This is a genomic window from Mesorhizobium sp. M0830 (genome assembly GCF_040319965.1).
In the GTDB taxonomy this organism is placed as follows: Bacteria; Pseudomonadota; Alphaproteobacteria; order Rhizobiales; family Rhizobiaceae; genus Mesorhizobium.
Window position 1 is genome coordinate 1 of record NZ_JAMYOR010000045.1, and the last position, 26,122, is coordinate 26,122.

Annotated in this window: 26 protein-coding genes and 2 pseudogenes; 17 read left to right on the forward strand and 11 right to left on the reverse strand. The window is 60.0% G+C overall.

What is annotated here, in order from left to right; genetic code table 11:
* Positions 1–347 precede the first annotated feature (347 nt).
* Positions 348–926, reverse strand: a pseudogene (locus NKI20_RS23295) (sensor histidine kinase); the annotation flags it as partial.
* A gap of 22 nt (positions 927–948) precedes the next feature.
* Here NKI20_RS23295 and NKI20_RS23300 point away from each other — a divergent pair.
* The gene (locus NKI20_RS23300) at positions 949–1,062 is read left to right on the forward strand and encodes a hypothetical protein (protein WP_352601115.1); all 114 of its coding nucleotides are present in this window, start codon (positions 949–951) and stop codon (positions 1,060–1,062) included.
* A gap of 135 nt (positions 1,063–1,197) precedes the next feature.
* Here the strand turns inward: NKI20_RS23300 and NKI20_RS23305 are convergent, their stop codons facing one another.
* Positions 1,198–1,452 carry a hypothetical protein gene (locus NKI20_RS23305; protein ID WP_352485932.1) on the reverse strand — a complete coding sequence of 85 codons (255 nt, stop codon included), beginning with the start codon at positions 1,450–1,452 and terminating at the stop codon, positions 1,198–1,200.
* 236 nt (positions 1,453–1,688) lie between these two features.
* Positions 1,689–2,357, reverse strand: coding sequence for a GntR family transcriptional regulator (locus tag NKI20_RS23310; RefSeq protein WP_352834748.1), 669 nt, complete (start codon positions 2,355–2,357; stop codon positions 1,689–1,691).
* A gap of 130 nt (positions 2,358–2,487) precedes the next feature.
* Here NKI20_RS23310 and NKI20_RS23315 point away from each other — a divergent pair, with 130 nt between their 5' ends.
* The 8 genes and pseudogenes from NKI20_RS23315 (at position 2,488) to NKI20_RS23350 (ending at position 11,283) form a co-directional block, all read left to right on the forward strand.
* On the forward strand, positions 2,488–3,075 hold the full coding sequence (locus NKI20_RS23315) for an amino acid synthesis family protein (protein WP_031260025.1): 588 nt from the start codon (positions 2,488–2,490) through the stop codon (positions 3,073–3,075).
* Positions 3,068–4,863: pseudogene (locus tag NKI20_RS23320) on the forward strand (alpha/beta fold hydrolase). Before NKI20_RS23315 ends, NKI20_RS23320 begins: the two are co-directional and overlap by 8 nt.
* A 5-nt stretch (positions 4,864–4,868) precedes the next feature.
* Positions 4,869–5,918, forward strand: a complete 1,050-nt coding sequence (locus tag NKI20_RS23325) for an LLM class flavin-dependent oxidoreductase (protein WP_352834751.1) — start codon at positions 4,869–4,871, stop codon at positions 5,916–5,918.
* On the forward strand, positions 5,915–7,393 hold the full coding sequence (locus tag NKI20_RS23330; RefSeq protein ID WP_023758715.1) for an aldehyde dehydrogenase: 1,479 nt from the start codon (positions 5,915–5,917) through the stop codon (positions 7,391–7,393). Before NKI20_RS23325 ends, NKI20_RS23330 begins: the two co-directional genes overlap by 4 nt.
* Positions 7,394–7,475: 82 nt before the next feature.
* Positions 7,476–8,480 carry an ABC transporter substrate-binding protein gene (locus tag NKI20_RS23335; RefSeq protein WP_352834754.1) on the forward strand — a complete coding sequence of 335 codons (1,005 nt, stop codon included), beginning with the start codon at positions 7,476–7,478 and terminating at the stop codon, positions 8,478–8,480.
* Positions 8,481–8,547: 67 nt separating this feature from the next.
* Positions 8,548–9,408: an ABC transporter permease gene (locus tag NKI20_RS23340; RefSeq protein ID WP_352601127.1), complete on the forward strand. Its 861-nt coding sequence runs from the start codon at positions 8,548–8,550 to the stop codon at positions 9,406–9,408.
* Position 9,409: 1 nt separating this feature from the next.
* Positions 9,410–10,210 carry an ABC transporter permease gene (locus NKI20_RS23345; RefSeq protein WP_352485927.1) on the forward strand — a complete coding sequence of 267 codons (801 nt, stop codon included), beginning with the start codon at positions 9,410–9,412 and terminating at the stop codon, positions 10,208–10,210.
* On the forward strand, positions 10,207–11,283 hold the full coding sequence (locus tag NKI20_RS23350) for an ABC transporter ATP-binding protein (protein ID WP_023758711.1): 1,077 nt from the start codon (positions 10,207–10,209) through the stop codon (positions 11,281–11,283). Before NKI20_RS23345 ends, NKI20_RS23350 begins: the two co-directional genes overlap by 4 nt.
* Positions 11,284–11,949: 666 nt before the next feature.
* Here NKI20_RS23350 and NKI20_RS23355 read toward each other — a convergent pair.
* The 3 genes from NKI20_RS23355 to NKI20_RS23365 all read right to left on the reverse strand — a co-directional run bounded on the left by NKI20_RS23355 (position 11,950) and on the right by NKI20_RS23365 (position 14,822).
* On the reverse strand, positions 11,950–13,326 hold the full coding sequence (locus NKI20_RS23355; RefSeq protein WP_352834759.1) for an ISNCY family transposase: 1,377 nt from the start codon (positions 13,324–13,326) through the stop codon (positions 11,950–11,952).
* Between the two features lie 381 nt (positions 13,327–13,707).
* Positions 13,708–14,166, reverse strand: a complete 459-nt coding sequence (locus tag NKI20_RS23360; RefSeq protein WP_023758709.1) for a hypothetical protein — start codon at positions 14,164–14,166, stop codon at positions 13,708–13,710.
* A 56-nt stretch (positions 14,167–14,222) separates the two neighbouring features.
* Positions 14,223–14,822, reverse strand: coding sequence for a hypothetical protein (locus tag NKI20_RS23365; RefSeq protein ID WP_352834763.1), 600 nt, complete (start codon positions 14,820–14,822; stop codon positions 14,223–14,225).
* A gap of 96 nt (positions 14,823–14,918) precedes the next feature.
* Here NKI20_RS23365 and NKI20_RS23370 point away from each other — a divergent pair, with 96 nt between their 5' ends.
* Positions 14,919–15,434 (forward strand): helix-turn-helix domain-containing protein, encoded by a 516-nt coding sequence (locus NKI20_RS23370; RefSeq protein WP_023758707.1) that lies wholly within the window; start codon positions 14,919–14,921, stop codon positions 15,432–15,434.
* Between the two features lie 82 nt (positions 15,435–15,516).
* Here the strand turns inward: NKI20_RS23370 and NKI20_RS23375 are convergent, their stop codons facing one another.
* Together NKI20_RS23375 and NKI20_RS23380 are read right to left on the reverse strand one after the other, a co-directional pair.
* Positions 15,517–16,542, reverse strand: coding sequence for an RcgR family putative quorum lactone hydrolase (locus NKI20_RS23375; RefSeq protein WP_352834767.1), 1,026 nt, complete (start codon positions 16,540–16,542; stop codon positions 15,517–15,519).
* The gene (locus tag NKI20_RS23380) at positions 16,532–18,133 is read right to left on the reverse strand and encodes an RcgA family putative transporter (RefSeq protein ID WP_031260018.1); all 1,602 of its coding nucleotides are present in this window, start codon (positions 18,131–18,133) and stop codon (positions 16,532–16,534) included. Before NKI20_RS23380 ends, NKI20_RS23375 begins: the two co-directional genes overlap by 11 nt.
* A 642-nt stretch (positions 18,134–18,775) precedes the next feature.
* On the opposite strand from NKI20_RS23380, the gene NKI20_RS23385 reads away from it, so the two are divergent.
* Positions 18,776–19,120 (forward strand): hypothetical protein, encoded by a 345-nt coding sequence (locus NKI20_RS23385; RefSeq protein ID WP_352834770.1) that lies wholly within the window; start codon positions 18,776–18,778, stop codon positions 19,118–19,120.
* Here NKI20_RS23385 and NKI20_RS23390 read toward each other — a convergent pair.
* The 3 genes from NKI20_RS23390 to NKI20_RS23400 are packed head-to-tail and all read right to left on the reverse strand — an operon-like array spanning position 19,117 to position 20,425.
* A complete protein-coding gene (locus tag NKI20_RS23390) occupies positions 19,117–19,281 on the reverse strand; it encodes a hypothetical protein (RefSeq protein WP_156938519.1) in 165 nt (54 codons plus the stop codon). The two genes, NKI20_RS23385 and NKI20_RS23390, sit on opposite strands and share 4 nt — an antisense overlap.
* Positions 19,278–19,826, reverse strand: a complete 549-nt coding sequence (locus NKI20_RS23395; protein ID WP_023758702.1) for a thermonuclease family protein — start codon at positions 19,824–19,826, stop codon at positions 19,278–19,280. Before NKI20_RS23395 ends, NKI20_RS23390 begins: the two co-directional genes overlap by 4 nt.
* Positions 19,823–20,425, reverse strand: a complete 603-nt coding sequence (locus tag NKI20_RS23400; protein ID WP_352834773.1) for a hypothetical protein — start codon at positions 20,423–20,425, stop codon at positions 19,823–19,825. Before NKI20_RS23400 ends, NKI20_RS23395 begins: the two co-directional genes overlap by 4 nt.
* 138 nt (positions 20,426–20,563) lie before the next feature.
* Here NKI20_RS23400 and NKI20_RS23405 point away from each other — a divergent pair, with 138 nt between their 5' ends.
* The 6 genes from NKI20_RS23405 to NKI20_RS23430 are packed head-to-tail and all read left to right on the forward strand — an operon-like array spanning position 20,564 to position 26,075.
* Positions 20,564–21,166: a lytic transglycosylase domain-containing protein gene (locus tag NKI20_RS23405; protein ID WP_352834776.1), complete on the forward strand. Its 603-nt coding sequence runs from the start codon at positions 20,564–20,566 to the stop codon at positions 21,164–21,166.
* Positions 21,144–21,494 (forward strand): TrbC/VirB2 family type IV secretion system protein, encoded by a 351-nt coding sequence (locus tag NKI20_RS23410; protein ID WP_156938516.1) that lies wholly within the window; start codon positions 21,144–21,146, stop codon positions 21,492–21,494. Before NKI20_RS23405 ends, NKI20_RS23410 begins: the two co-directional genes overlap by 23 nt.
* 3 nt (positions 21,495–21,497) lie before the next feature.
* On the forward strand, positions 21,498–21,791 hold the full coding sequence (locus NKI20_RS23415) for a VirB3 family type IV secretion system protein (protein WP_023720449.1): 294 nt from the start codon (positions 21,498–21,500) through the stop codon (positions 21,789–21,791).
* Positions 21,788–24,190 carry a VirB4 family type IV secretion/conjugal transfer ATPase gene (locus NKI20_RS23420; RefSeq protein WP_352834780.1) on the forward strand — a complete coding sequence of 801 codons (2,403 nt, stop codon included), beginning with the start codon at positions 21,788–21,790 and terminating at the stop codon, positions 24,188–24,190. The genes NKI20_RS23415 and NKI20_RS23420 overlap by 4 nt, the downstream gene beginning before the upstream one ends.
* On the forward strand, positions 24,174–25,331 hold the full coding sequence (locus tag NKI20_RS23425; RefSeq protein WP_352834783.1) for a transglycosylase SLT domain-containing protein: 1,158 nt from the start codon (positions 24,174–24,176) through the stop codon (positions 25,329–25,331). Before NKI20_RS23420 ends, NKI20_RS23425 begins: the two co-directional genes overlap by 17 nt.
* Positions 25,332–25,340: 9 nt before the next feature.
* On the forward strand, positions 25,341–26,075 hold the full coding sequence (locus NKI20_RS23430) for a type IV secretion system protein (RefSeq protein ID WP_352834786.1): 735 nt from the start codon (positions 25,341–25,343) through the stop codon (positions 26,073–26,075).
* Positions 26,076–26,122: the final 47 nt, after the last annotated feature.

Here is a 26,122-nt window from a genome sequence, read left to right on the forward strand (position 1 = left end):
TGCGCGGAAGCGGCGGCAGGCAACAGCAGGCCGGCGGCCAACAGCGTAGCCAGGGATGCGCGCGCTCGCATGATGGACGTCGCCAGGGATGCGGTTGCAACTCCAGCGGACATGAGGGGGTTGCGTGTCGTGGCTTGTGAATGGTTCATCGGATGGCCTCTGCGAAACGTTGAGGGGAGGAGCTTTGCTGCGGGCCGGAGGCTTCCGGCAGGACCAGCCGCTCGACAGCAACAGCGGTGGCTGGGCAGGGAGGGAGAGGATGCAGGTGATGACTTGTCCTTCGTTGCGACGGCGATGATCCAATCGTGGCGGCAGCGCGGCAGTCCTGATCGTGGGACGGGTTTCGGTCAAGCCGGCAAGGATCGTAGTCCGGTCGGAGGGTTCGTCTCAGGCACCGGCGCCGGGGCAAGGTGCTTGGCCATGTCGATGAGCGGCAGCCTGATGACAGCGCGAAGGCCCCCGCTCCGGTTCTCCAGCACGATATCGCCGCCGTGGTGACGGGCGATGGCGCGGGCGATTGATAGGCCGAGCCCGACGCCGCCGGTCTCCCGGTTGCGCGACTGCTCCATGCGGAAGAAGGGAGCGAACACCTGTTCCATGTTGCCTGGCGGAATGCCGGGTCCTGCGTCCTCGACCACGATGTCCAGGCTATCGGCACTCCGCACCAGGCTCACCCTTGCCTGTTCGCCATAGCGGACGGCATTCTCGACGAGGTTGCGGATCGCCCTGCGCAGGGAGTCCGGCCGGCCGCGGTACAGCACCTTGGGTCCATCGGCGACGGTGATGTCTTGGCCGAGCTCAGCGAGATCGTCGCAGAGGCTGCCGACCAGCGCCGAAAGATCGACGGTTCGCGTCTCCTCTACCGTGGCGTCCTCGCGCGCGAATGCGAGCGCCGCTTCCGTCATCGTCTGGATCTCCTCGATGGTCAACTGCTTCGACCATGGCGATATGACCTCGATCTGGGGTGGGTACAAGCAGACGGGCAACGGGCGCGACAAGTGCCTTGAGGCGCTATCACAGTACACGCAGACAAAGTCGGTGTGGGTGAATCTCGGCGGCTGATACCTTGGAAGGCCGTCGAGCCCTGCGGGCCCCGGCGGCTCTCTTCTCGCCTCGCGTTGATGTGGCATCCTTCCAATCGCGCGAGGTCGCATTCGCCGGAAATCGGCAGCAGGGCGAGCGACCGGGAATGGAATACTACAGTGATGTTTTTTCTGGAGAGAGGGCGGGTCGCGGCCTGGATGCTAAGTCAATAGCTTCAGCTTCGCCAATTCCCGTCATACACAGCAGCCGAATTACCGTTTCCTGGGTGACGGAGGTGGTTAGCTCCTCCTTCGCGAAAGCAAGGCTCACGCCCACAATGGCAAAAGTCGCCATTTTCCAGGTGAGTTTTGCGTCTTCCCTTGCCGGTGGAAGTCGCCTGGTTCGACCACCCAACTTGACGAGCGTCATGCGGCGAGATCATGCTGACGAACAGAGAGACTTTGACTGTCTCCTCCATTTTCTTCCGCTCCTAGGACGTTGTCGGTCATGACGCGAGCGACCGCGACGCCGAGGCTTGCGCAAGGGAAACAGCTTCCGCGGACGGGCCTACCAAAAAAATTTAGTGAAAGGCGCGGACGTGCGCACCCGGAGTCGCCCCCCGAGGACAGCCTTGCCGATTCGACAGAGGCAGCGTCAGGAGAAAATCAGTTGGGACGCAAGGACAGCCGCGCGATGTTCCAAGCCTGCTCGACATGGTGCCGGGCGGCGGCTTGCGCCTTGTCGGCCTCACGTGCCCTTACCGCGTTCATGATATCTTCCATCTCGGCGATCGCGGGACCGCGCCGGTTGGCCGAGGCGATCGTCATTGATCGCAATTGATTGATGCGCACGTTCAATCCTTGCACGATTTCCCAGGCGATCAGCTTGCCTGCGGCAACAAACAAATTCTCGTAAAAGCGCGATGTTGCCCGCATCACCTCGACGGGGATGCTTGAGGCCCATGCCTTGAGCAGGTCCTCATACGCGCGTTCGAGACCTTCAATCTGTTCGCTGGTTGCGGTGAGGGCGCAGGCACGCGCCGCGATCCCCTCAAGCAAGGCACGCAACTCATAGATCTCCTCCGTACGGTTGAGGTCGGGTCGCGCTACCGCCGGCCCGTGCCCTGGAATCATCTGGACAAGGCCCTCGGTCTCCAACTGACGCAGCACTTCTCGAACCACGGAACGACTGACGCCGAGTTGGTCGCAAAGCGGCCGTTCGACAAGCCTTTCACCTGGCTGGAACCGAAAATCCATGATCGCCTCGCGCATGCGTTCCAGCGCCAGGGTCCGAAGCGTTTTTGTCGAGCGCTCGATGCGAAGTGTATCGTCCATGGATTGGTCCTTTCACGAATGACGAAACCAGATTCGAATGCCTGTTGACAAGGCGCTTTGGCCGATAATAGTATGGTATACCATATTATGGAATGTGAGTTCAACCTTGGTCAGTTTCCAGAGGACCTCTATGAGCCCTGCTATTCGGAAGATAGTGACCCATGTCGAGACCACTCTGATCGAGGGTGGCAAGGCGGCACCCAGGCCCCTGCGCCTAATAGGCGTCGCTGCTGTCTTGGACAACCCGTGGGCAGGCAAGGGGTTTACCGATGACCTTTCGCCCGCGATACGGGCCTATGCGCCGGTGCTTGGCGAGTTGCTTACCCGTGAGATTCTTGCCGTCGCCGGTTCCGGCGAGGCGATCGAGGGGTACGGCAAGGCTGCCATCTGCGGCACCTCAGGCGAGATCGAACACGCCTCGGCGCTGATCCACACCCTGCATTTCGGCAACCACTATCGCCGTGCCGTTGGCGCCAAGACCTATCTCGCCTTCACCAATCTGCGTGGCGGGCCGAACACGCCAATCATGATCCCGCTGATGGACAAGAACGACGAAGGCCGCCGCTCCCACTATCTGACCGTGCATTTCCAGATCGGCGACGCGCCGGCGCCGGACGAACTGGTGGTGGCGCTCGGCGCTTCCATTGGCGGACGTCCGCACCACCGCATCGGCGACCGCTATCAGGATCTGAAGGAGGTCGGTGATCTGCATGGCTGACGCCGCCGCCCTTGCATGGGTCCGGGACACGGCTCCGGACGGAACCGGCTTCATCCGTGCCGGCTCCGGCGCGCCGGTTCTGCTCATCCACGGCGTCGGCATGAATGCCGGGATCTGGCAGGCGCAGATCGAGCTGATGCAGGATCGCCGCGAGCTGATCGCCATCGATATGCTCGGCCATGGAAATTCGCCGCTGCCGCCGGAAAACTCCAACCTGTCCGACTTTGCCGACCAGGCGATCCGCTTGCTCGATCACCTCGGTCTCGCCTCTGTTTCGATCGTCGGCCACTCCATGGGGGCGCTGGTCGCTCTCGAAATCGCCCTTCGCGCACCGTCGCGTGTCGACTCCGTCATCTGCCTCAACGGCGTGTTCCGTCGTCCTGAGGCATTGGCGCAGGCGGTGCGCGAACGCGCGGCAGCACTCGGCTCTCATGGCGATCCTTCGGCCATCGCCGCAACGCTTGCCCGCTGGTTCGGCGACCCGCTGCCGGCCACCCTTGCCAGTGCAGCCGCAACGGCACGCACGGCGCTTGAAGGCGTCAGCGCTCAGGGCTACGCGCGCACCTATCGCCTGTTTGCCCGCGCCGATACCGAGCATGTCGACCGCCTGGCCGAGCTCGCAGCGCCGGCACTGTTCATGACCGGATCGGAAGACAGGAATTCCACGCCGGCCATGTCGGCGGCGATGGCCCGACTGGCACCGCACGGGCAATGTCTCGTTCTCAGCGGCGAAAGACACATGATGACAATCGCTTCGCCGGAAAAAGTGACTGAACACATGATGGCGTTTCTCGATGCGGAGAAAGACGCTGCCATTAGGCCGGAGACGGCTGCTGCATTTGACGCCGGCGAATTCAGGCGGGCGCTCGGCTCGTTCCTGACCGGTGTCACCATCGTCACCACGGTCAGTGCGGAGGGCGAGCCACGCGGCTTCACCGCCAACTCCTTCACCTCGGTCTCGCTCGATCCGCCGCTGGTGCTTGTGTGCATCGCCAAGAAGGCGTTGGGGCACAGCGCCTTTTCGACCTCAAGAGGTTTCGCCATCAACATCCTGTCGGAGAGCCAGAAGGCAGAATCCGGCATCTTCGCCTCCAAGGCCGCCGATAAATTCGCTTCTGTTGCCTGGCAGTCCGGGCAAACCGGCAATCCGCTGATCGACGGTTCCGTCGCCGTATTCGATTGCGGCATGGAGCAACTGGTCGACGCAGGTGACCATTCGATCCTGATCGGCCGCGTTCGCGACTTCACCCACAATGGCGCGCAGCCGCTTGGCTATTGCCGCGGCACCTATGTCACACCGGCCTCAGCCAGGAGGCGCTGGCGGCAGCACCTCATGGGGCCGAAGTTGGTGCCATTCTCGAGAATGAAGGCCGCGTGCTGTTCTTCGAAACACCGGGCGGTTTCCACGAATTGCCGGCGGGTCGCGGGCTGGGCTCGCCGAAGGACGCTCGCAGCCTCAAGGGATGCCTCGCCGCCAAGGCTGTCGACGCACAGCTCGGCTTCCTGTTTGCGGTGTGGGACGACGCGGCCGATCCGTCGCGCTCACACGTCTACTACCGGGGAACGGTTACCGCACCCAATCCCAGCGATCGCCAGACGCGGCTTGTCGAGATCGACGATATCGCCGATCTGAAGATCGCCGATCCGGCGGTTCGTTCCATGCTGACCCGCTATATCAGTGAACGCACGGAAGATGCTTTCGGTGTCTATGTCGGCAACGAGGTCGAAGGCGAAGTCCGGCCGCTCGCCAGGGCCGCGTCGTCCCAAGCTCTTACTGGTCGCAGGTGATGCCAATGAAATTTTCGCTGTTCGTCCACATGGAGCGCTCGGATCTGGCGAAGCCGCATTCCGAGCTTGTTGCCGAACTGGAGGAACTTGTCGTGCTGGCCGACAAGGCCGGCTTCGAGACCGCCTGGATCGGTGAGCATCACGGGATGGAATTCACCATCTCGCCCAACCCTTTCATCACCATCGCCTATTTGGGCGCCAAGACGAGCACGATCCGGCTCGGCACCGGAACCATCGTCGCGCCGTTTTGGCACCCGATCAAGCTTGCAGGCGAAGCGGCGATGGCCGACGTCATCACCGGCGGCCGGCTCGACATCGGCATTGCACGCGGCGCCTATGCATACGAATACCAGCGGCTTTTCCCCGGGCTCGAAGCCTGGGGCGCGGGTCAGCGCATGCGCGAAATGGTGCCGGCGATCCGTGGCCTGTGGGATGGCGATTTCGAACTCTCCGGCGAATTCTGGTCGTTCCCGTCGACCACCTCGTCGCCCAAACCGCTGCAAAAACCTTATCCGCCGATCTGGGTGGCGGCGCGTGACCCCAATTCGCACGACTTTGCGGTGGCCAATAAATGCAATGTCCAGGTGACGCCGCTCGCCTCCGGCGATGGCGAAGTGGTGAGCCTGATGGAGCGCTTCAACACGGCCTGTGCTGCTCATCCCGAAATAGCGCGACCCGAGATCATGCTCTTGATGCACACATTCGTCGCCGAGGACGCAGCCGACGCCGAGCGTCTGACGCAGGACCTGTCGCAATTCTATTGCCAGTTCGGCGCTTGGTTCCAGAACAAGAAGCCGGTGCGCCAGGGCGTGCTGGAAGAACTGACGGAGGGCGAGATTGCGGCCATGCCGCAATATGCACCGGACAAGATCCGGCAGCATCTTGTGATCGGCGAGGCAGACGAAGTGATCGCCAGGCTGAAGGCCTATGAGGCGCTCGGTTACGACCAGTATTCGATCTGGATCGACAGCGGCCTTTCGCATGAGCGCAAGAAGAAATCGCTGCAGCTGTTCATCGACAAAGTGATGCCGGCCTTCCAGGGACCGCGCGCGTGACGAGCACCGGCGAATTCAGGAACTACATAGACGGCCAGTTCGTGGAGGCCGCCTCGACCTTCGACAGCATCGACCCGTCGACCGGCACAACATGGGCAAAAATGCCCGCGGCTTCAGCCGCCGATGTCGACCGCGCCGTCGCGGCCGCACATCGGGCACTGCACTCCGGCCCATGGGCAGCGATGACCGCAACGGCGCGCGGCAAGCTTCTGGTGCGGCTCGGCGATCTGGTTGTCGCCAATGCCGACCGGCTGGCGGAACTCGAGACGCGCGACACCGGCAAGATCATCCGCGAGACGCGCGCCCAGATCGCCTATGTCGGCGACTACTACCGCTATTATGGCGGGCTGGCCGACAAGCACGAAGGCTCATTTGTCCCGATCGACAAGGCCGACATGGAAGTGACCATCCGACCCGAGCCGATCGGCGTCGTCGCGGCGGTCGTGCCGTGGAATTCGCAACTCTTCCTGTCCGCCGTCAAGCTCGGCCCGGCCTTGGCGGCCGGCTGCACTGTCGTCCTCAAGGCTTCGGAGGATGGCCCCGCCCCACTGCTGGCCTTTGCCGAACTCGTGCACGAGGCGGGCTTTCCCGCCGGCAGCGTGAACATCCTGACCGGCTTCGGCCATGATTGCGGCCACCGCCTGACCAGCCATCCGCTCATCGCCCGCGTTGCCTTCACAGGTGGTCCGGCAACCGCCCGCCAGATCGTCAGGAACACCGCGGAAAACCTTGCCTCCACGACGCTCGAACTGGGCGGCAAAAGCCCCGTCGTGGTGTTTGCCGATGCCGATCTCGACAGCGCCGCCAACGCGGTCGTCGCCGGTATCTTCGCCGCCACCGGCCAGAGCTGCGTCGCCGGCTCGCGCCTGCTGGTCGAGCGTTCAGTGAAGGACGAGTTCCTCGCCCGGCTCAAGCACAAGGCCGAGGCGATCCGGATCGGCGACCCGCAGGATCCCGAAACGGAAATGGGGCCGCTTGCCACATCGCGGCAGCGCGAATGGATCGAGAAGACCGTCGCCGAAAGCCTCACCAGTGGCGGCCGGCTGGTCACCGGCGGCAAGCGCCCCGAGGGCAAGGCGGACGGCTTCTACTACGCGCCGACGATCATCGAGGCATCAGACCAGAACCTTGCCTGCGTGCGCGAAGAGCTGTTCGGTCCGGTGCTGAGCGCGCTTGCCTTCGACAGCGAGGCTGAAGCGCTGTCGCTTGCCAACGACACCAGGTTCGGCCTCGCTTCCGGCGTGTTCACCACCAATCTCGCGAAAGCCCATCGCATGGCGCGCGGCATCCACGCCGGTGTGGTCTGGATCAACACCTATCGCGCCGTCTCGCCGCTGGTTCCGTTCGGCGGCTATGGCCAGTCAGGCCTTGGCCGCGAAGGCGGCATGGACGCGATCCGCGACTACACGCGTTCGAAATCGGTGTGGATACGCACCTCCGACGACCCAATTCCCGATCCTTTTGTCATGCGGTAGCCGCCGCGGACGGGGATTCGCGATCAAGGCGAAAACGCCGATCGCGAACAGCCAACAACGAAAACAAACAGAGGAGAACGACATGAAACTGATTTTCACCGGCATTGTTGCCGGACTGCTTGCAACGACGGCCGCCAAGGCCGAGGAAATGGTCTTCACCAGCTGGGGCGGAACAACCCAGGAAGCGCAGACCAAATCGTGGGCCGAGCCCTTCACCGCCGCATCCGGCATCAAGGTCCTGCAGGACGGGCCGACCGACTACGGCAAGCTGAAGGCCATGGTCGACGCCGGTAGCGTCAACTGGGATGTCGTCGACGTCGAGATGGATTTCGCCATCAAGGCGGCCAAGGACGGCCTGCTGGAGCCGATCGATTTCGCCGCTGTGCCGAAGGCCGATCTCGATCCGCGCTTCACCACCGACCATGCCGTCGGCAGCTTCTACTATTCCTTCGTGCTCGCCTGGAACAAGGGCGCGGTGTCAGGCGAACCGGCCGGCTGGGCCGACATGTTCGACACCAAGAAATTCCCGGGCAAGCGCACCTTCTACAAATGGTCGGCGCCCGGCGTCATCGAGATCGCCTTGCTCGCCGACGGCGTTCCCTCCGACAAGCTATATCCGCTCGATCTCGACCGCGCCTTCAAGAAACTCGACACCATCAAGTCTGACATCGTCTGGTGGAGCGGCGGCGCCGAGTCGCAGCAGCTGATCGCTTCCGGTGAGGCGGCGTTCGGCCAGCTGTGGAACGGCCGCGTCTTTGCGCTTCAGCACGACGAAGCCGATGTCGGTGTGTCCTGGAATCAGAACCTGACGGCAGCCGACGTCCTGGTGGTGCCGAAAGGCGCCAAGAACAAGGATGCGGCGATGAAGTTCCTGGCTGCGGCAAGCAGCCCGGCCGGCCAGGCGGAATTTGCCGCATCCAGCGGCTATGCGCCTGTTAACACCAAGGCCAAGGCCGAAATGGCGGCGGACGTCGTGAAGTCGCTGCCGGATGCCCATGTCGACGGGCAGATCAACCTCGACATGAACTACTGGGCCGAGCACCGCGACGAGATCGCCACGCGCTGGTATGCCTGGCAGGCGAAATAAGCCTGCCTCTTGAACAGCACGGGACGAGGCGGCCAGCACCGTCTCGTCCCATAGCCGGATCACTGCCATGTCGGTCGAAACACGCCAGAGCCTACCAGGATTCCGCATGCCGGCAGGCTTCAACAGCCTGCTGCCGGCGCTGGTCCTGATCGTGCTGTTCTTCGTCGTGCCGGTCTTGGCCCTGCTCTTGCGCAGTGTCACCGAGCCCGAACCCGGCCTGCAGAACTACGCAACGCTGCTGGGTGACGGCACCTATGCCAGGGTGTTCTTCAACACCTTCCTCGTCGCGGCGGTGGTCACCGCCGTTACCGTCGTCGTCGCCTTTCCAGTCGCCTGGATGCTGGCGATCATGCCCTCCGCGCTGGCCTCGATCATCTTCGGCGTCATCATCCTGTCGATGTGGACCAATCTGCTCACCCGCACATATGCCTGGATGGTGCTGCTGCAGCGCACCGGCGTCATCAACCGAGCGCTGCTCGCCATCGGCATCATCGACCAGCCGCTGCCGCTCATCAACAATCTCACCGGCGTGACCATCGGCATGGTCTACATCATGCTGCCGTTCATGATCCTGCCGCTGGTCGGCACCTTGCGGGCGATCGACCCGATGACGTTGCGTGCCGCAGCATTGTGCGGCGCCAGCCCCATCCAGGCATTCCGTCGCATCCTGCTGCCGCTGTCGCTGCCCGGCCTCGCCGCTGGCGGCCTGATGGTGTTCGTCATGTCGCTCGGCTATTTCGTCACCCCGGCACTGCTCGGCGGCACATCGAACATGATGCTGGCCGAAATGATCGCGCAGATGATCCAGTCGCTGCTCAATTGGGGGTTGGGCAGCGCCGCCGCCTTCATCCTGCTCGTCGTCACCATGGCGCTCTACGCATTGCAGCTGCGCCTTGTCGGCGCCAGGCGCATGACGGGAGGCATCTGAGATGCTGCTCGACTACGACCGCATGGGTTGGTTGAAAATTGCGCTGCTCGGCTTCACCGCCCTGGTCGCCGCTTTCTTGCTCCTGCCGGTGGTTTTCATTGTTCTGCTGTCGTTCGGCTCGTCGCGCTGGCTGGCCTTTCCGCCACCTGGCTGGACGCTGAAATGGTACCGGGAGCTGTTCGCCGACCCTTCCTGGCTGGAGGCGGCGCTGACCAGCGCCCGCATCGCCACGATGACGGCGATCCTTGCCGTGATGATCGGCCTGCTCGCCTCCTTTGCCCTGGTTCGCGGCCAGTTTCGCGGCCGCGAAATCCTTCGCGGTCTGCTGCTGACGCCGATGGTGTTGCCGGTCGTGGTGTTCGCCATCGCAATCTACGCCTTCTTCCTGCGCCTCGGTCTCGGCGGTACCAGCATCGGCTTCGTCATCGCCCACACGGTGCTGGCGCTGCCCTTCGCCATCATCCCGATCGCCACCGCACTTGAAGGCTTCGACAAATCGATCGAGGACGCGGCCATCGTCTGCGGCGCCAGCCCGTTCGAGGCCAGGCTCAGGATAACCTTGCCATCGATCCGGATCGGCATCTTTTCCGCCGCGATCTTTTCCTTTCTCGCCTCCTGGGACGAGGTCGTGGTGGCGATCTTCATGGCTAGCCCCTCCTTGCAAACCCTGCCGGTCAAGATCTGGGGCAGTCTGCGCTCGGATCTGAGCCCGGTCATCGCCGCCGCCTCCAGCCTGCTGGTCGGGCTGACGCTTGCCCTGATGGTGGTGACGGCGCTGCTGCAGCGAAAGGTCAAGACATGATCCAGCCCTTCCTCTCCATCCGCAAATTGCACAAAGCGTTCGGCGCGTTCACCGCCGTGCACGACGTCACCCTTGAGATTCCCAGGGGCGAATTCCTGACCTTTCTCGGGCCGTCGGGTTCGGGAAAATCAACGACGCTCTATGCCATCGCCGGCTTCCAGGATCCGAGCTCCGGCGATGTCCAACTGGAAGGCAAATCCTTGCTGGCGATACCCTCGCACAAGCGCAGCATCGGCATGGTCTTCCAGCGGTACACGCTGTTTCCGCATCTGACGGTGGCCGAGAACATCGCGTTTCCGCTTCGGGTGCGCCGCCGACCTGATGCCGAGGTGAAGAAGAAGGTCGCCGACATGCTGACCCTGGTGCGGCTGGAAAGCTTCGCCGCGCGCTTGCCCGGCGCACTGTCGGGCGGCCAGCAGCAGCGCGTGGCGCTGGCCCGGGCACTGGCCTACGATCCGCCGATCCTTTTGATGGACGAGCCATTGTCGGCGCTCGACAAGAAACTGCGCGAGGAGATCCAGGCCGAGATCCGCCGCATCCACCGCGAGACCGGCGTTACCATCCTCTATGTCACGCATGACCAGGAGGAAGCGCTGCACCTCTCGGATCGGATCGCGCTCTTCAGGGACGGTCGCATCGAGCAGACCGGCACCGGCGAGGACCTGTATCTCAGACCGGCCACCGACTTCGTCGCCGGCTTCATCGGCAATTCGAATTTCCTCACCGCCGAACATCTCGAAACCGCCAATGGCGCGGCAACGATCCGGCTGGCGGACGGTTCAGTCGTCTCCGGCGTGAGCGTCAACAGGACCTTCGACAAGGGGCAAAAAACCAGGCTGATGATCCGGCCGGAAGCGTTTGGCATGGAACGAAAGCCGGCGAGCGCGGAACTCGCTGTCGAGATCGTCGACGTCGCCTTCTATGGCGAACGACGGCGCATCGTCGCGCGCACGGCCACTGGACAGGAGATCGACATCAGGCCGACCTCCGCCGCCATGCGGTCGCAGGATCTGACGCCCTGCAGCCGTCAGGTCTTTTTCGATCCGGCGGCGGCATTCCTGTTTTCCGCATAACTGCCCGATCGAGAAAGCTCCTGCCAATGATCCTCCCGCCGCTCGCCGACGCGCCCTCTTTCAACACCGGTGCCTTGTCGACGGCGAATTTGTCCGCACGCCGTGCGACCTCAGTCGAAAATCCGGCTGACGGCGCGCTGATCGCGCATGTTCCCCGCTTAGGGATCAAAGCGCAAGGCCGATTACCAAGCCGGAGAGGGGCGCCGCTGATCTCTTAGAGCGCCGTGATAGCAGTGTCCTAAGATTGCCTGGTGGCTTCGCGACCGAGTGCACGCTTTCCATGGGAGTCGCGGGCGAGCCTGATACAAGCCGGAAGGCCTTGAACGCTCAAAAAATGTGCTCTTCTCAAATGTAGCCGACGTGCTTTTTGAGAGAGATTTCTCTTTCGCAAACTACGAATCCGGGGTTGCACAGGACGATGTGGTCAACGAAGCGTTTTCATTTAATGTCATGTGGCGGTGATGTAGAAATGTCGCTCGCTCTGCAAAGTAGAAATGTCGCATCCTACGTTTGCGAGGGGCAGGGTCCAGCAAGTTAGAAATGCGACAGTGACGCGCTTCCTGGCGCTGACACAAGCGCCCGATCGGGCGTCAGCTGGTCGGGGTTGCGCAGCCCGGTCGGGCGCGTTTCAAGCTTAGCGCCTCGGCTTTAGCTTTGAGAGCTGATTCACTCGGCAGCATCCAGCCTTGCCAGCGCTTGTTTTCGACGCGCGATAATCGCAGGATCATTCATGAAATCCGTCCTGCGGCCCGGCTTCGTTCCGCGCTTCCTGTAAGCGATCTGTTCGCTGTTGGTCTTGATCTTCGGCGGAGGCCGCGCCTCGTCCTGCTGAGCCTTGATCCAGGTCAGCACTTCGCCGAGCCGCTTGTTCTCGGTGACCGCGGCGTGGGTGACGCGCTGCTCTTTGTCGAAGACAGTGTAGGGCAGGGAGCATGCCTTCCACCGAACATCCAGGCGACCGTCGGCGAACTCGTAAATGTCGACATATCTGCCGACTAGGCCGCATGAGATATCATTCTTCTCCAGCATGATCTGCTTGCGTTCATAGGAGAAAGACAATTGCTGGCCGACATAGCGCTGCTCGCGTTTGCAGAGCAGGTCGCGGAGTCGATCAGCCGGCATGTTCAAGACACGGTGCAGATTGTCCGGCCGGGTAGGGATCTTCGCAAACTTGTCGTTGAAGCTGGTCGTGAATGCCGGCAGAAAAGCGTTGGCTTCTTCGATATCTGAGATGCCAGCAAGACGCAGTTCCTTCACAAGCCGGTCCTGCAGCGTGCGATTGACACGTTCGACCCGGCCCTTGGCCTGGCTAGAATTGGCGCACAGGATCTCGATGTTGAGTTCGGAAAGCGCTCGCCCGAATTGCGTCATGCCGCGGCCGGCGCTGGCCTCGGCCCTCGCCACCCGAAACACCGTGTGCTTGTCGGAGTAGAACGCTATCGGGCAACCATGCGCCTTCAGATAAAGCTCCAGGGCCTCGAAGTAACTGAACGTGCTCTCCGACTTCACAAAGCGAAGCTGCTGGAGTTTGCCGGTCGCGTCATCGATGAAAACGAGCAGGGTGCATGGGTCGCCGCGCTCCTCGAACCAACGGTGATCACTGCCGTCGATCTGCACCAGCTCGCCATAAGATTCCCGGCGCAAACGCGGCTGATGGAATGTCCGGCGCTGCTTGCGCGACAGCCAAATCCCAGCCTCCGCCATCCATTTGCGCAATGTCTCGCGCGACACGACCAGGCCGTGGTTCGCACCCAGCTTCTCGGCCGCCAAGGTCGGGCCGAAGTCGAGATAATGTTCTCGGACCAACTGGATCGCCAACTCGCCGACGCCGGCGAAATATCGATGGTTCGATGGTCGTCCTCGAGCCTTGTGCCGAAGTGCCGCAGCGCCTTCAGCCTGAAAGGTCTTCAACAGACGCTGAACTTGCCGAGCCGACAGTCCCAGCAGCCGTGCGGCCGACACCATGGTCGTGCGCCGCTCCACAACTTTCGAAAGCACCTCAATGCGTTGCAGCTCGCGCTCGCTCATGAGGATCAATCCCATTCTGCCGTCTCCCTCGCTCGACAGCGAGCAGGGCGACATTCCTACTTTGCAGAATCAAGACATTTTAACTTTGCGCCAATATGTCAAAGTTCCATAAGATATCTTATGCGACTTTCATCAGTAAAAGCAAATATTTCTCAGTTATTCCAAGTATACATGGCTCGCGTATCAACCGCTTTGACAGTCCCATGGTGAATTTATATCTAGTGTTGTGACAGTCACTCCCACCCTAAGCCTTGATGCGACGGATCTTATATTACTTACTATCACCTCATCGCCCGATAAACCTGGACGGAACACCCTGAACGCTTCTGCAACGCCGAGGTCCGACGCCGCGGTCAGACCATATCGCCCTTTGCTCGCCTGCCCTCTCGGGCGCATTCACTTGTGCGGCATGCAATAGACTCCCTCGGATTCCATCAGTACCGCGCCACCCTTCAACTCGCTCAGTGCGCCGACCCACGCTTCCGAATACGTGCGGCTGGCATCCACGGCCGTCAGCCATAGAACCCGGTTGTCGGCCAGTTCGACTTTAACTTCCTGCTGCAAAGGGCTTGCCTGCACAGTCTGTTGATAGTGGCGTTTGATCCTGACATTGCTGGCCGGGAACTCAGCTTCGTTGCTGCCGTAGTTCAGCACAAATCCGGTGTGGCCCTCAGCCACCGAGCAACTGCCATCACGCTCACACACGATTTTGGCAGCGGTCTTGCAGTCCCATTTCAGTGAAGCGGGCCACATCGGATTGTCCACGCTTGATCGCGGCCTGTCGCTCTGACCAGCCGCCGTCAACACTGCGCCTGTGTTCATAATCATAGTGGACATGAGAAGCGTCTTGAACACTACAAACCTCCCTGAATTATGGTCCTCACAGTCCTCGTCCTGCGTGATGGCTTGGCTTATGGCATGTTGAGATTGAACCAGCTTTTCTGGCGCATACCGTTCGCGTCGTCATACTCGATGAACCAGGGCTCTCCGCGCATCGGTCGAGCGATGGTGTAGTAGGTTGGGCCATTACCCAAGGAATGCCCTTTGTCGTTGCCACTTGTCTGGATTTTTGCCGTCACCACCTTACCTTCGATTTCGAGTTGGACCTGTCGTGATCCGTCTTCATCACGTCCGCCGAGGCCGCTGTTTTTGAGAACGCCGGGTATCGTGAGTCTGTCGGAGCTGATGCGGCAGATGTTCCGTTCGTGCCCCATTCCGGGTCGGTCGGAGTTGGCACCAACTGCTTGCCAGCCAAGCGGACAATCCTCATACTTCTCAAATTTCGCGGCGCTGGAGTTGGCTTGTGGACAGGTCGGCCAGTTAAAACCCGGGGCTTCCATCGCCGCAATCAACTTGTAGATTGGCGGGTGGCAAGAAGGAGTGCCCTGCCAATCACCGGACAGACAGAGGAGCACCTGACAGCCCCATTCCGATCCCTGTGATTGGGATGGGAGAGCCGCGGCGCCCGCGACGGCGGCGGCACTCACCAAGAAATGTTTCAGCATGGTCATAGCCTTTTCCTCGTTGCGATTTTGACACTTTACTATGGATGATTCGTGCGAAAAAGGACAAATCAAGAAGGCAGGTTTGTGCGACTACATCGATTTATGAAACGAGACGATGCGGGCGCGGTCGACAACCCCTTGCGCGTCAACATTGCGACCGTGCTGGAGCGGGAGAGAGCCAAGCGTGGCCTATCCCATATGTACATGGCCGAGCTGTTCCGCACCCCTGAAGGCGAAGGGCTCGCTTACCGAACTTACATCCAGACCGTTCGGCAGAAAAATAATGTCACATTGACGACGCTGCAGATCATGGCAAACGGCCTGCAAGTGTCTGTCGCAGAACTGCTCTCCGGCGGGAAAAAACTCCCCGAATGGGTGCATCAGCTGGACGAAACTGCGATCCGCAAGCGCCTTGCACACATCATCGACATGGAGCGGCAACGACGCAATATGCTCCGCTATGAGATGGCGAAGCTGATCGGCGTGGCGGAGGCGACATTCACGAAACTGGAGCGCGCGAGCGGCAACATCAGCGTGGACACGATTGCCGCGATCGCCAAGGCGTTGAAGCTTGACCCACGGACGTTCCTATTTTGGGATAAGGTCCCACCAACCTGAACTACGTGTTATTGGCTGCAGCCGGACGCGCAGGCACGCCTAACAGAGAATTTTCTGGTGAACTGACCGGCCAACGCCACACTCATGCTCGCCGGGCCGACTTGTCAGCGCACGACAGAAACCGCTTCAAGCTCAACCCGGCCCACAAAATGTAAGGCGGCATGGCGAGCGAATAATGACCACAGTTTAATTCCAAAATACTTGGCCTAGCACCGGCATCCTTCAGCCTCCGCATGAAACTCTCCGATAATTCTGGCAACACCACTTTGTCTCTCTTCGCCAACACAACGTGAAGATCGAGATCAGGCCGTGCCAAACAAAGTTCGTAATTCTCCAAGTTAAGCGGACCCCAGGCCCTTCTGAGATCGGTCAGCTCAATCTCAGGCTCAATGCTGTCACGTATCAGTCGTGTCGCGCGACCCGTCCAAACCATATCCGCTAGACTCCCCGCCGTCAGAAACAGCGAGGCTTTTGACACAGCCGAGTCGTGCGCCGCGACCAGCCCCGCAACCCACGAGCCTAAGCTCATACCGACAACCGAAATCTCTCGATAGCCTTCGCTCTTCAACCATCGTATGAGTTTTCGCCCATCCAGCACTGCCTGCCTTACAGATTGGATCGTTCGACCGAGATTAGGGCTAAGCATATAATCGGCGTGGACGGAGCCGGGACGGCTACGTTCTAAGTGATAAGGCATAGCAATCTCCACAACCGTGATGCCACGCTGCGAGAAAAAGTTGGCAATCTGACGATTCCGGGCGCTTGCATTCCAATGGTGAAAAATCACCATTGCCTGATCGAACGCCCCGCTTTCTGTGATTTTCGCCGAGACGACGTTGTTCTGTTCGACATCAGTAGAAATGTCCGATGGAAATTTGAGCCACCCATCTACCCTTTCAAAACCCTGATCACTCACACTCGGCTCATCGAAAAAGGCTAGATCAACCACGGCTTGGTCCGCAAGGGCACAGAATTCCTCGATACTTGTCATCTTCTTCGCACATGGAAAGGCGCGTTCCGCGTCAAGGACGAAATTCGTTGGTTTCTTCCCTTCCTCACCGCGAAGGGCCCGGCGTTCGTCCCAACGATCAAGCCAACTATGATACACTCTGTTTGTTTCCCAAATCACTCTCTCGCCATCGCCCCAACCCTGGATCGAACAGGCTGTAAAGCGCGACTAGCACTGAAATGGCCAGCAGGGTCGAAAAGCCGGCAAACGTGTCGATCAACAAGTAGCTGACAACAAGTAACGCCACGACCGCCGACATCTTCCACAAAGGCGTATGAACTCGACCCCCGACAACTAGTCGGATGGTGCCATACAGAAATACAAAACAGGTTGAAATAACGACAAGAAGGCTGCTGTAATGCGTCGGCATGCGATAGCGGAACCCGTTGGTCACATGCTCGCGACCTTGGAACATCGAAGACATATCGCCGACCAACCATGCCACAATATTCTCACCACTGGATGCCAGATAAGAGCTTTGGACCTTCATCCATATGGCCACCAGAACCCCCAAAACAGTACACCGAAAAACCGCACGCATCACTGTGAGGCCGGCTTCATTGAGTTCTTGCTGATGATCAACATACGACAGCTTCTTCAGCCTGTCCCCAATTCTCCAAAGATCATGAACAACCGTGTAGACCAAAATGAGACCTGCGAAGAAAAGATAAAACACCAGGCACATGTATAGGTAGGCTAGCCCCGTAAAAGCGACTGTTTCTGGGACAGATATGATCTCAGGACGCACAAGAGCTATTTTCCCCCAATCCATGGCATAGTTGCCACCGCCCCTCATCAACGGGATCAGGGACACGCCGATCCATTGAAAAAGACCCGCGAACAGCAAGCAAATCAAAAAAACCGACCAATAGGTGTACGAGGAAGAGTCAACGTTGCGCAACCAGGCGTCGTCGCCTTCCTGATCGCCCTGCACTGCAAGCTTTCTGCGCCCCTCACTTTTCCAGAAGACCAGCAACTCTATAACGAAGAAGAAAAACAGCGGTAAGAACACCATAAAGTCGAGTGTCCAATTTGCGGCCCAAAGAAATCCAACCTGCTTAACGAGCCCGTCGGCTCGCTCGTAGGTGACGTTGTGGATACCAATGATGTACGACAAAAAGCCGAGGGCGGTCATGCCGGCAAACACCGACGCCGGTAAATTCAGGGGAGATCCGTAACTAAAAAACGCCTCCGATTTCCTCGCCAAACTAAACCGCCGCCTCGGCCCCTTGGCGTCAGTATACCGTGTCAGCTCTGCCGGCGAGTCTGTCTTGTCATCGAAAGTCCCAGTCAGTGCGGTATCTGGAGCAATCCTGCTTGCGGCTCTCTTCCATTCTCGTCTCTTGGCCGATAAGCGCGATTGCGCCGCACTAAGCTCCATCTGCCATTCGCTAGTTGCGATCGGATCATCGCATCCAAAAATCCTCGCCAGCCAACGAATGTTGGTAGTGCTAATCCCCTTGTCGTTCTCCTGAAACCAAAGCTGCACCGTTCTCAGATCGACCCCAACCTGATTGGAATCAATCTGTGAAATCGCCTCTGCAAGAAGCTCGGGCGTCCATGGGCCTGCAGGAAACCCGTCTTTGCCTAACGGCCGACCCGCACCCGCCGCCGCCAATCGCTTGAATAATTCTTTGAAATCACTCCCGTCTCTCGGCGCCGGGAGAAATAACTTTCCGTTCGTAACCAATGACTTACGGGCTCTAGTTTCGTTCCATTTCGCTAGGCTTCGTATTTTATCGTGCCTTCGTCCTCAATCAACGGTTTTGTCAACTCGATTTTTGGCCGGCGAGGAGAGAGACCAGTCAAGGGACTGACTGCCCGGATCGGTCGCAGGGCAGGCGCCCACCTTACGAGCGGTGATGATGTTAAAAATCCTGGTGTTACAGACTTTACGGGCTGTCAGATGAGCAGTCCGAGTTCAGATCATGGACCGGCGCACCTTCGGCCGGTTCCCTGGTCTTCTAGTTGCCGGCGACAGAGTCGACGCAAGTTGCTGGCCAGCACCAACACCGGCGCCGAAGGCAGGCCGATGCCGAAGAATATCAAGCACGGCAAACCGGACATGCTCCCGACCCCGCGCCCGTGTCGGGCATATTTCGCCGAGCAGAAGGACCGCATGGGACTGTCTATTCGCACCGTCGGCTGGTCGCGCCGGCGCCAGGGTCAAATTCGGGATATGCAATTTCGGCATAGATTCTGAAACGTTTTGTCTGATGGCAGGGCGGAGTGTGCTCGGATGAGCGAAAGGCAGGGGAAGCCAGGGCTTCGGGAGCCCGAGAAGCAGAGGGATATTTTCTCGCCCCCCAAGTCAGTTACGTGGAGCCGGTCGATGTCTATTCAATTGGTCTGTAGCAACGGACAGGTGGTAGCGGCTGAAGGCGTCGCGAAACTGATTGCGGAACATCGTCGGAGCATTGCAGAGCTTGAACGTCTGGGCAAGCGAGCAATGGAGGCCGAGGGTACGGACGCGATCTTGCTGGGTCAGAGGCTGGACGCGGTCATGGCGGAGGAGGCCGCACTGCGAAGGCGTGCTGCGATTGCCCCGGTAATCACTATCGCGGAAATGAAAATGAAGGCTGCCCACTTCCAACGGCTGACGGCCCATAGCTGGTGCGAGATTGATGTCGACGATTTGCGCGCGTTGCTCGATTCTTTCACGAAACTGGAGTCCTAAGAGAAAAGCGCTGAAATCCATGAGACCACAGTATTCCAGGCCGCAAAGAGTCCTGCCGGCACCAAGATGATCGCGATGAATGCAGCGGCTCCACCAATAGCACCGTCACCGCGTCCTTCGACGGGATAGTAATATCTGTGCGCCTCATCGTCTTGCTTCATTCTTGTCTCTCCAACCCTTGGCTCAGCAGCAGCTGCACAGGATGTTGAAACGTCGTGCCCCACAAACCTGCACGTTTCATCTTCGCGTTGATTTCCGCGACGAGGTAGTTCTCATTGACGGCTTTGCCCTTTGCTGTCGTTGCGGCAAACGCGTATCCGGTCGCTATCAGCGCGGTGCCGACGTCGATTGTTTCGCCATTGAGCTGCGCACCGCACACGACAAAAACCGCCTTGTCGAAGGCGTAGCCGATTGGCTGGCATGTAACCGCCGCGCTATCGAACAGCGCAGCAAGGTGCGCCAGCGAGGTGTTTCCGCAATCGATTTTGTTCCCATTTGGCTCTTCGGCTGACGTCCCTCGAAGACATGACTGGACGCCATAGAGGCGGAAAAGGTGGTCTCCGTCACGCCAGGTATCTCCCGTCAGCAGTTGAGCCGATTTCGATACCGCGAGGGGCGTTGGCACGGCAGACTCGGATGCATCCTGGGCATGTGCCGATGCGCACAAACCAAATGCGGCCAGCACTGCAAAGCTCGCCTGTTTCATTCCTGGAACTGACCACCGAGGTCGGCCGAATGCTCTAGATCGGGGCGCAGCGACTTGCCGTCCTTGTTGCGTCCGATCGCCGCCATGTCGAAAAAAACCATTTCGTCATCGTCGTAGGCGACGTTGTACGGGTCGTTTGCGTTGCCCGCACCCACGAGCGAGAAGCACGACACAGCATCGGGTTCACCCTTCCTGCTTTGCAGCACAAGTGTTTTGCAAAGCACGACAGACGCACGATCGTTGTAGATTACCTCTTCATAGTCCTGCGCGGCCTTCGTGCAGTCCCATTGCTGCGTCTTGTACGCAATCTTCGGTTTGGGGCAGGCCGCAAGGCCGCGCAGCCGGTACGTCACGCCGTTGATGACGCGCTCGGTCGCCGACGGCACCTTGACCGGCGAGATGAGGGTCGCCGCATCGCGCTGAAAGAGCGCGCCTTTTGCATCGTAGCGTTCATAGACGAACACCTTCTCGCCCGGCTTGGCAAACTGGAGCAGGTAGTGCTCTGAGGGTTGCGCGAAGGCGCTCGGGGCGTCGGCGCCGGCAGCATAAGCCACGGTGCCCTGGAGCAGCAAGACCGTACAAAGGGCAGTCTGTTTCATCGAAATCCGTCCTTGCGATCGATATCGTGTTGACACTTTACTAGGGCTGCGTGTAGCCATAGTAAAGTGTTAAATTTTGGCGACACTATGAACACTCGATTCGCTCCCCTGCTCACTCTCTTTGGCGCCATGATGCCGTTGGAAGCGCATGGCCGGGACCTGGCATCAGACCGCGTAGCAATCGCCTTCGCAACACCGGCGCAAGCCCTTTCCGGAGTCGGGGCGCAAAGGCCGGGGGCGTGTAAGACCGGAAATCGGGCTGACGTCTCCCGACTTGTGCGTTCAATCGCGCAAGACGAAGGGTTCGACACCGATCTGGCCGAGGCGATTGCATGGGCCGAAAGCGATCTCGGCGCCAGTCAGGGTCCTTCCAAGACCGGAGCGCTGGGAATCATGCAGCTGATGCCAGGCACGGCGGCCGATCTAGGGGTCAGCGATCGTTGCGATACACACGCAAATGTCCGGGCTGGCCTTCGCTATCTCAAATCACTCTATGGAGAATTCGGGGATCCGCTTCTGATGCTGGCGGCATACAACGCCGGGCCCAACAGCGTCTACAAGTCGCAGGGCATTCCGGTGAATCCGGAGACGGCGGAATACATCGTGAAAATACTCAACCGCTGGAAGTTCGGCGGTGTGGTGAAGAAGTCCGCCCTGACCAAATCCGAAACGCTCGCGGCCGCACCGCCAGCAAGCGAGGACGCTTGGCAGGATGGTCATGTCATGGATCTCGGCAACTGAAAGGAGCCAAGGGGTGGAATACAGGAAAGCGGGCAAATTTGCGCTGAAACTGGCCTTGGCCTCGGCGGTCGGAATAGCTCTCGCGCCAGCTACTGCGTATGCCCAGTCGGCGGCACCAGTTGAAAATGTGCTCCAGTGGTTCGTTGGAGTTCTGCAGGGCGACATAGCGCGCTCATTCGCCATTATCGCGGTCTGTTTTCTCGGCTTCCTCGCCATGACGGGCCGGCTGGCGTGGATGATGGCTTTCTCCATCATCATTGGCATCGCTCTGATCTTCGGCGCTGCGCAGCTGGTGGATGCGGTTCGCGCGACCGCGGGAGGCAGCTGAGGCATGGATGACGAGGAAGTCTATGTCGAGCCGGTCAGCCTGCCACTGACACGTCCCCCGATGAAATGGGGGGTGCGCTACGAGGTGTTCGCGCTGAACGGCATTCTGGCGGTGATCGGCTTTATTGCCACCAGCAGCTTCATGCTCGGCCTTGGCGTGTTCGGGGTGGTGCATCTGGTCAGCGCATATCTGTGCCAGCGCGATCCCTACATGTTCCACATTTTCGAGCGGCGCGTCTCCAAACGCGGAGCGGTGGCGAACCTTACTTTCTGGGGCGCGAGGAGCTATTCGCCATGAGCCTCGATGCCGACCTCAAATTTGGCCGTGAGCGCCGCCGCGAAAAGCCCGCGGCGATGCACATCCCCTACCTTCGCCATACCGATGACAATCTGATCGTGACGAAGAGCGGATTTCTTGTCGGCGTAATCCAGCTTAGTGGCCTGCCGTTCCAGACGATGGACCAGGCCGAGTTGAACAGCCGCATGTTCAACCGCAACACTACGTTCCGCAATCTCTCGACGTCTCGCTTTGCGGTCTACACAACGATCATTCGCCGCCACGTGACGCCGGAGATCGATGGCGACTTTGACAATCCTTTCGTGGCCGAGCTCGACGCCCGCTACATGGATGAGCTCGGGGCGAAAAACCTATTCGTCAACGAGGCGTATCTGGCGATCATACGCCGACCGATGGTCGGTCGCGTCGGCTGGGTGGACAAGGCGCTCAATGCGTTTCGCATAAGTACCGCAGGCGAAGAAACCCGCGAAGAGGCGATGGCCGAATTGCGTGACGTTCTCGACGGCGTCGTCAAGGATTTTACCGCTTATGGTGCGCGTCTTCTCGGTGTCGTGAAGCGCCGCAACAGCTTCTTTTCCGAGCCTGCGGAATTTTTGGCGAAGATCCTCGCCGGCGGCCGCGACGTGGAAATGCCTTTGCCGCGCATGTCCCTTGGTGATGTGCTGGCGACACGACAGCTGTTTTTCGGCAAATCCGCGCTGGAACTTCGCGGGCCGGACGCCGGCAAACTCGGCGCCATGGTGTCGATCAAGGAATATCCACCGTTCACCGCGCCGGGCTCATTGGACGGTCTCTTGCGCCTGCCACACGAGTTTGTCCTGACGCAGAGTTTTGCCATCGAAGACCGGGTAACCGCGATGCGCAGGATCAACACCATCGCGAACCAGGTCGAGGGTTCCGACGAGGCGGGCACGACGGTCGAGGAGTCCGTCCACGACGGTGCCGACAAGCTGGCCGGCGGCGAAGTCGTCTTCGGACAACATCATATGAGCGTCATGGCCCTGGCACCGGACATGACTGGGCTCAATCGTGCGCTATCCGATATCACGGCCGAGCTTTCGCGCATGTCGATCGTGCCGGTTCGCGAGACACTGAATACGGAACTGGCCTTCTGGGCGCAGTTGCCGGGAAATTTCAGCTACATCGCGCGACGTGCGTTGATCTCGTCGCTTAACTTCGCCGGTCTTTTCTCCGGACACAATTTCCCCTCCGGCCAACGTGAGCGGCTGCATTGGAAACGGCCCATCGCGTTGCTCGAAACGACCAGCCAGACGGCCTATTATTTCAATTTCCACGTTCACGATGTCGGCCACTTCACGGTGTTCGGCCCGACCGGCTCGGGCAAGACCGTGGTGCTGTCGTTCCTGATGGCGCAGGCCATGCGCATCATGCCGCGGCCGCGATGTGTCTATTTCGACTACATGCGCGGCGCTGAAATTTTTGTTCGGGCGCTGGGCGGTCGCTACGAGGTGATGGAGCCTTCTCAGCCGACCGGGTTCGCGCCATTGCAGCTCGAGGACACGGCAGAAAACCGTTCTTTCCTGGAAGATTTGCTCATTTATATTCTGACGCCGGAAGGCGGCACGCTGGACGTGGCGGAGATGCGCGTCATCAACGCCGCCGTCGACATGATCTACAAGATTTCGCGCGAACAGCGAACCTTCGACCTGCTGCCGGAAGTGCTTCGGGGCTCCCTCATGCCCGGCATGAACGATCTGGCCGCGCGGATACAGCCTTGGCTCGACCCGAAGGACAAGGGCTGGCTTTTCAACAATCCCGTCGATCTCATCGATTTCTCGAAACCGGTGGTCGGGTTCGACATGACCAAGATCCTGGGCGACAGAAAGCTGCGCTCGGCGGCCTTGCTCTACATCTTCCATCGTCTTGAGGACGTCATCGACGGCTCGCCGATCATGCTCTTCCTCGATGAAGGCTGGAAGCTGTTGGACGACGAGGTTTTCGCCGCTTTCATCAACGAGACACTGAAGACCATTCGTCGCCGCAACGGCGTTGTCGGCTTTGGCACGCAGACAGCGGAAGACGTCGTCAGTTCCTCCATCTCGTCGTCGCTGATCGAGCAAACGAAGACCAACATTTTCTTCCCCAACCCGAAGGCGAGCAAGGAGTCCTACATGGAGCGCTTCTCGCTGACAGCGAAGGAATTCGAGTTCGTGCGCCGGACCGCGAAGGAAACACGCACCTTCCTCGTCAAGCACGACAGCGACTCGATCGTAGCCAAGCTCGATTTGTCGGCGATGCCCGATCTGATCAAGGTCCTGTCCTCGAACGAAGCCAACAGCAAGGAATGCGCACGGCTCCGGGAGACCTTCGGCGACGAGCCGGAGATGTGGCTGCCATACTTCTGCGGTTGGGAGAACGAGCATGACGAAGCGGCTTAGCAGCGCTTGTCTCGCCGTGGCTCTCGCGACGGCGGAAAGTATGAGCGTGGCTATCGCTCAGATCGCGGTCATCGACGATTCTAACCTCGACAAGCGGCAAGAGGATGAGCAGCACAGCAAGACGTCGGATGAAGCGAAGAAGGACGAAACCGACAAGAAGAAAAGCGTCGTCTGCACCTATTCGAACAAATACCGCTCACAGATGTTTCGCCGGTCGCCGGCCGACGCGTTGCAGCGCGACGCGGGCAACGTGAAGATGATCCGCTATTATGCGCAAAAATACGGCGTGCCCGAAGGCCTGGCGCTCTCCGTCGCCTATCAGGAATCGCGCTTCGACACATGCGCCGGGAGCCACACCGGCGTCAAAGGCGTCATGCAGCTGACCAAAGCCACCGGCAAGTCCATGGGACTGGACCGGGACGTGAACGAGCAGAATGTCGAAGGCGGCGTCAAATATCTCGGAATGGGCGTGAAGCAATGCGGGGCGACGAATTATGGCTGTCTCGCCTCCTTCTACAACGGATCGAACGCAGGCGAGCAAAACCAGTGGGCCGGCGGCGTCGGCCGTTGGAACAGCTACTTCAACGAATACGTGTCGAGCGGCAAGGCTCCGGCCGCTGCGCCGCCACCATTCTCGTTCGTAACGGCCGACGGCGCAGGCGGCACGGCCCAGAACGCGGCCATGGGCACGGTCAGGAAGGCGGCTGGCGGCCTTGATGCAAGCTCATCGCAGATGGGCGCCAACGACGCGGCGATCGACGCGCTGGCGGGCAACGTTGGCCAGGTGACCGAATACAAGGACGCTTGGGAGCTGAACTCGTCGGCTCGTGGGATCAACGCCGATGTCACCAACCAGTACTTCGCCCAGGCGGGCGACTTCACGGCATTGCTGGCACAACTTCTGTCGATGCAGAACGTTCAGGCATCGCAGTCGGCCAAGCTGGTGCAACAACCGAAGAGCGGTTCTCCAAACCCGTTCTCTTGCAATCCCGCGGAACTGGAACGGCTTAAGATTGATCGCGGCCAGTGGCTACCATGCGCACTTGAGAACGCGGGGGCAAGCTCGGCCGACAGCCGCTCGATGATCATTACCACCGACCCTGCTGGCGCTGCCGGCGTCATCGATTCTCTACAGCAATAGGAGGCTCACATGAAGAAATTCGCGATTGCGGCCAGTCTGGCGCTTTGGGCAAGCACGGCCCATGCACAGATTGCCGTCATTGATGGCGCCAATCTCGATGTAGCCCGCAAGAATGCGGAAAACACCAACTCCATCATGGACTCCAACAAGGATATTCTGAAAAAGAGCGAGGAGATCCTGCAGGCTCTCAGCGGCAGTCGTGACGGTTCGCTCGGGATCGGACAAATGGGCCTCGCCGGCAATATGTCGATCGCCCAGGCGCCGTCGTTCGGATCGATCCTGAACGGCGGTGCGCTTTCGTTTGGTGGCCTGTCGCCCGAAATCCAGAAAATCGCCGGCGCCGTCATCAATGGGCTGCAGCTGGTGAAGCAGCTCCAGCAGATTGCCGGCAAGGAGACGAGCGCCGTCAACACCGCCTATGGCGGCAGCGTCAACGTGGCGTCGCTGCTAAGCGCGTTGACCTCGCAGGCCTCGCAGGGCGTCACCCAGCGCCAACAGTCATTGCAGTCCGCGAGTGGGCAGATCGGGCAGTCGCAGGACGTCAAGGGTTCGGTGGACCAGAACACACGAATGCAGCTGGAAAACGCGCGTGCGGTCAACGAACTGATCGGCGTCCAAAACGGTGCGGTCGCGGCCCTGAATGAGAAGCTGAAGGGAGATCTTCTTCGCCAGAGCCAGGTGCAGAAAATGATGACACCGCGCGACGTCAATCCGTTCGCGGAATTTGGCAAGAGCGGAGGCTAAGCACTTGTCGAGGCGAGTGGTGCGCATATGCGCTGCGATCGGGCTCG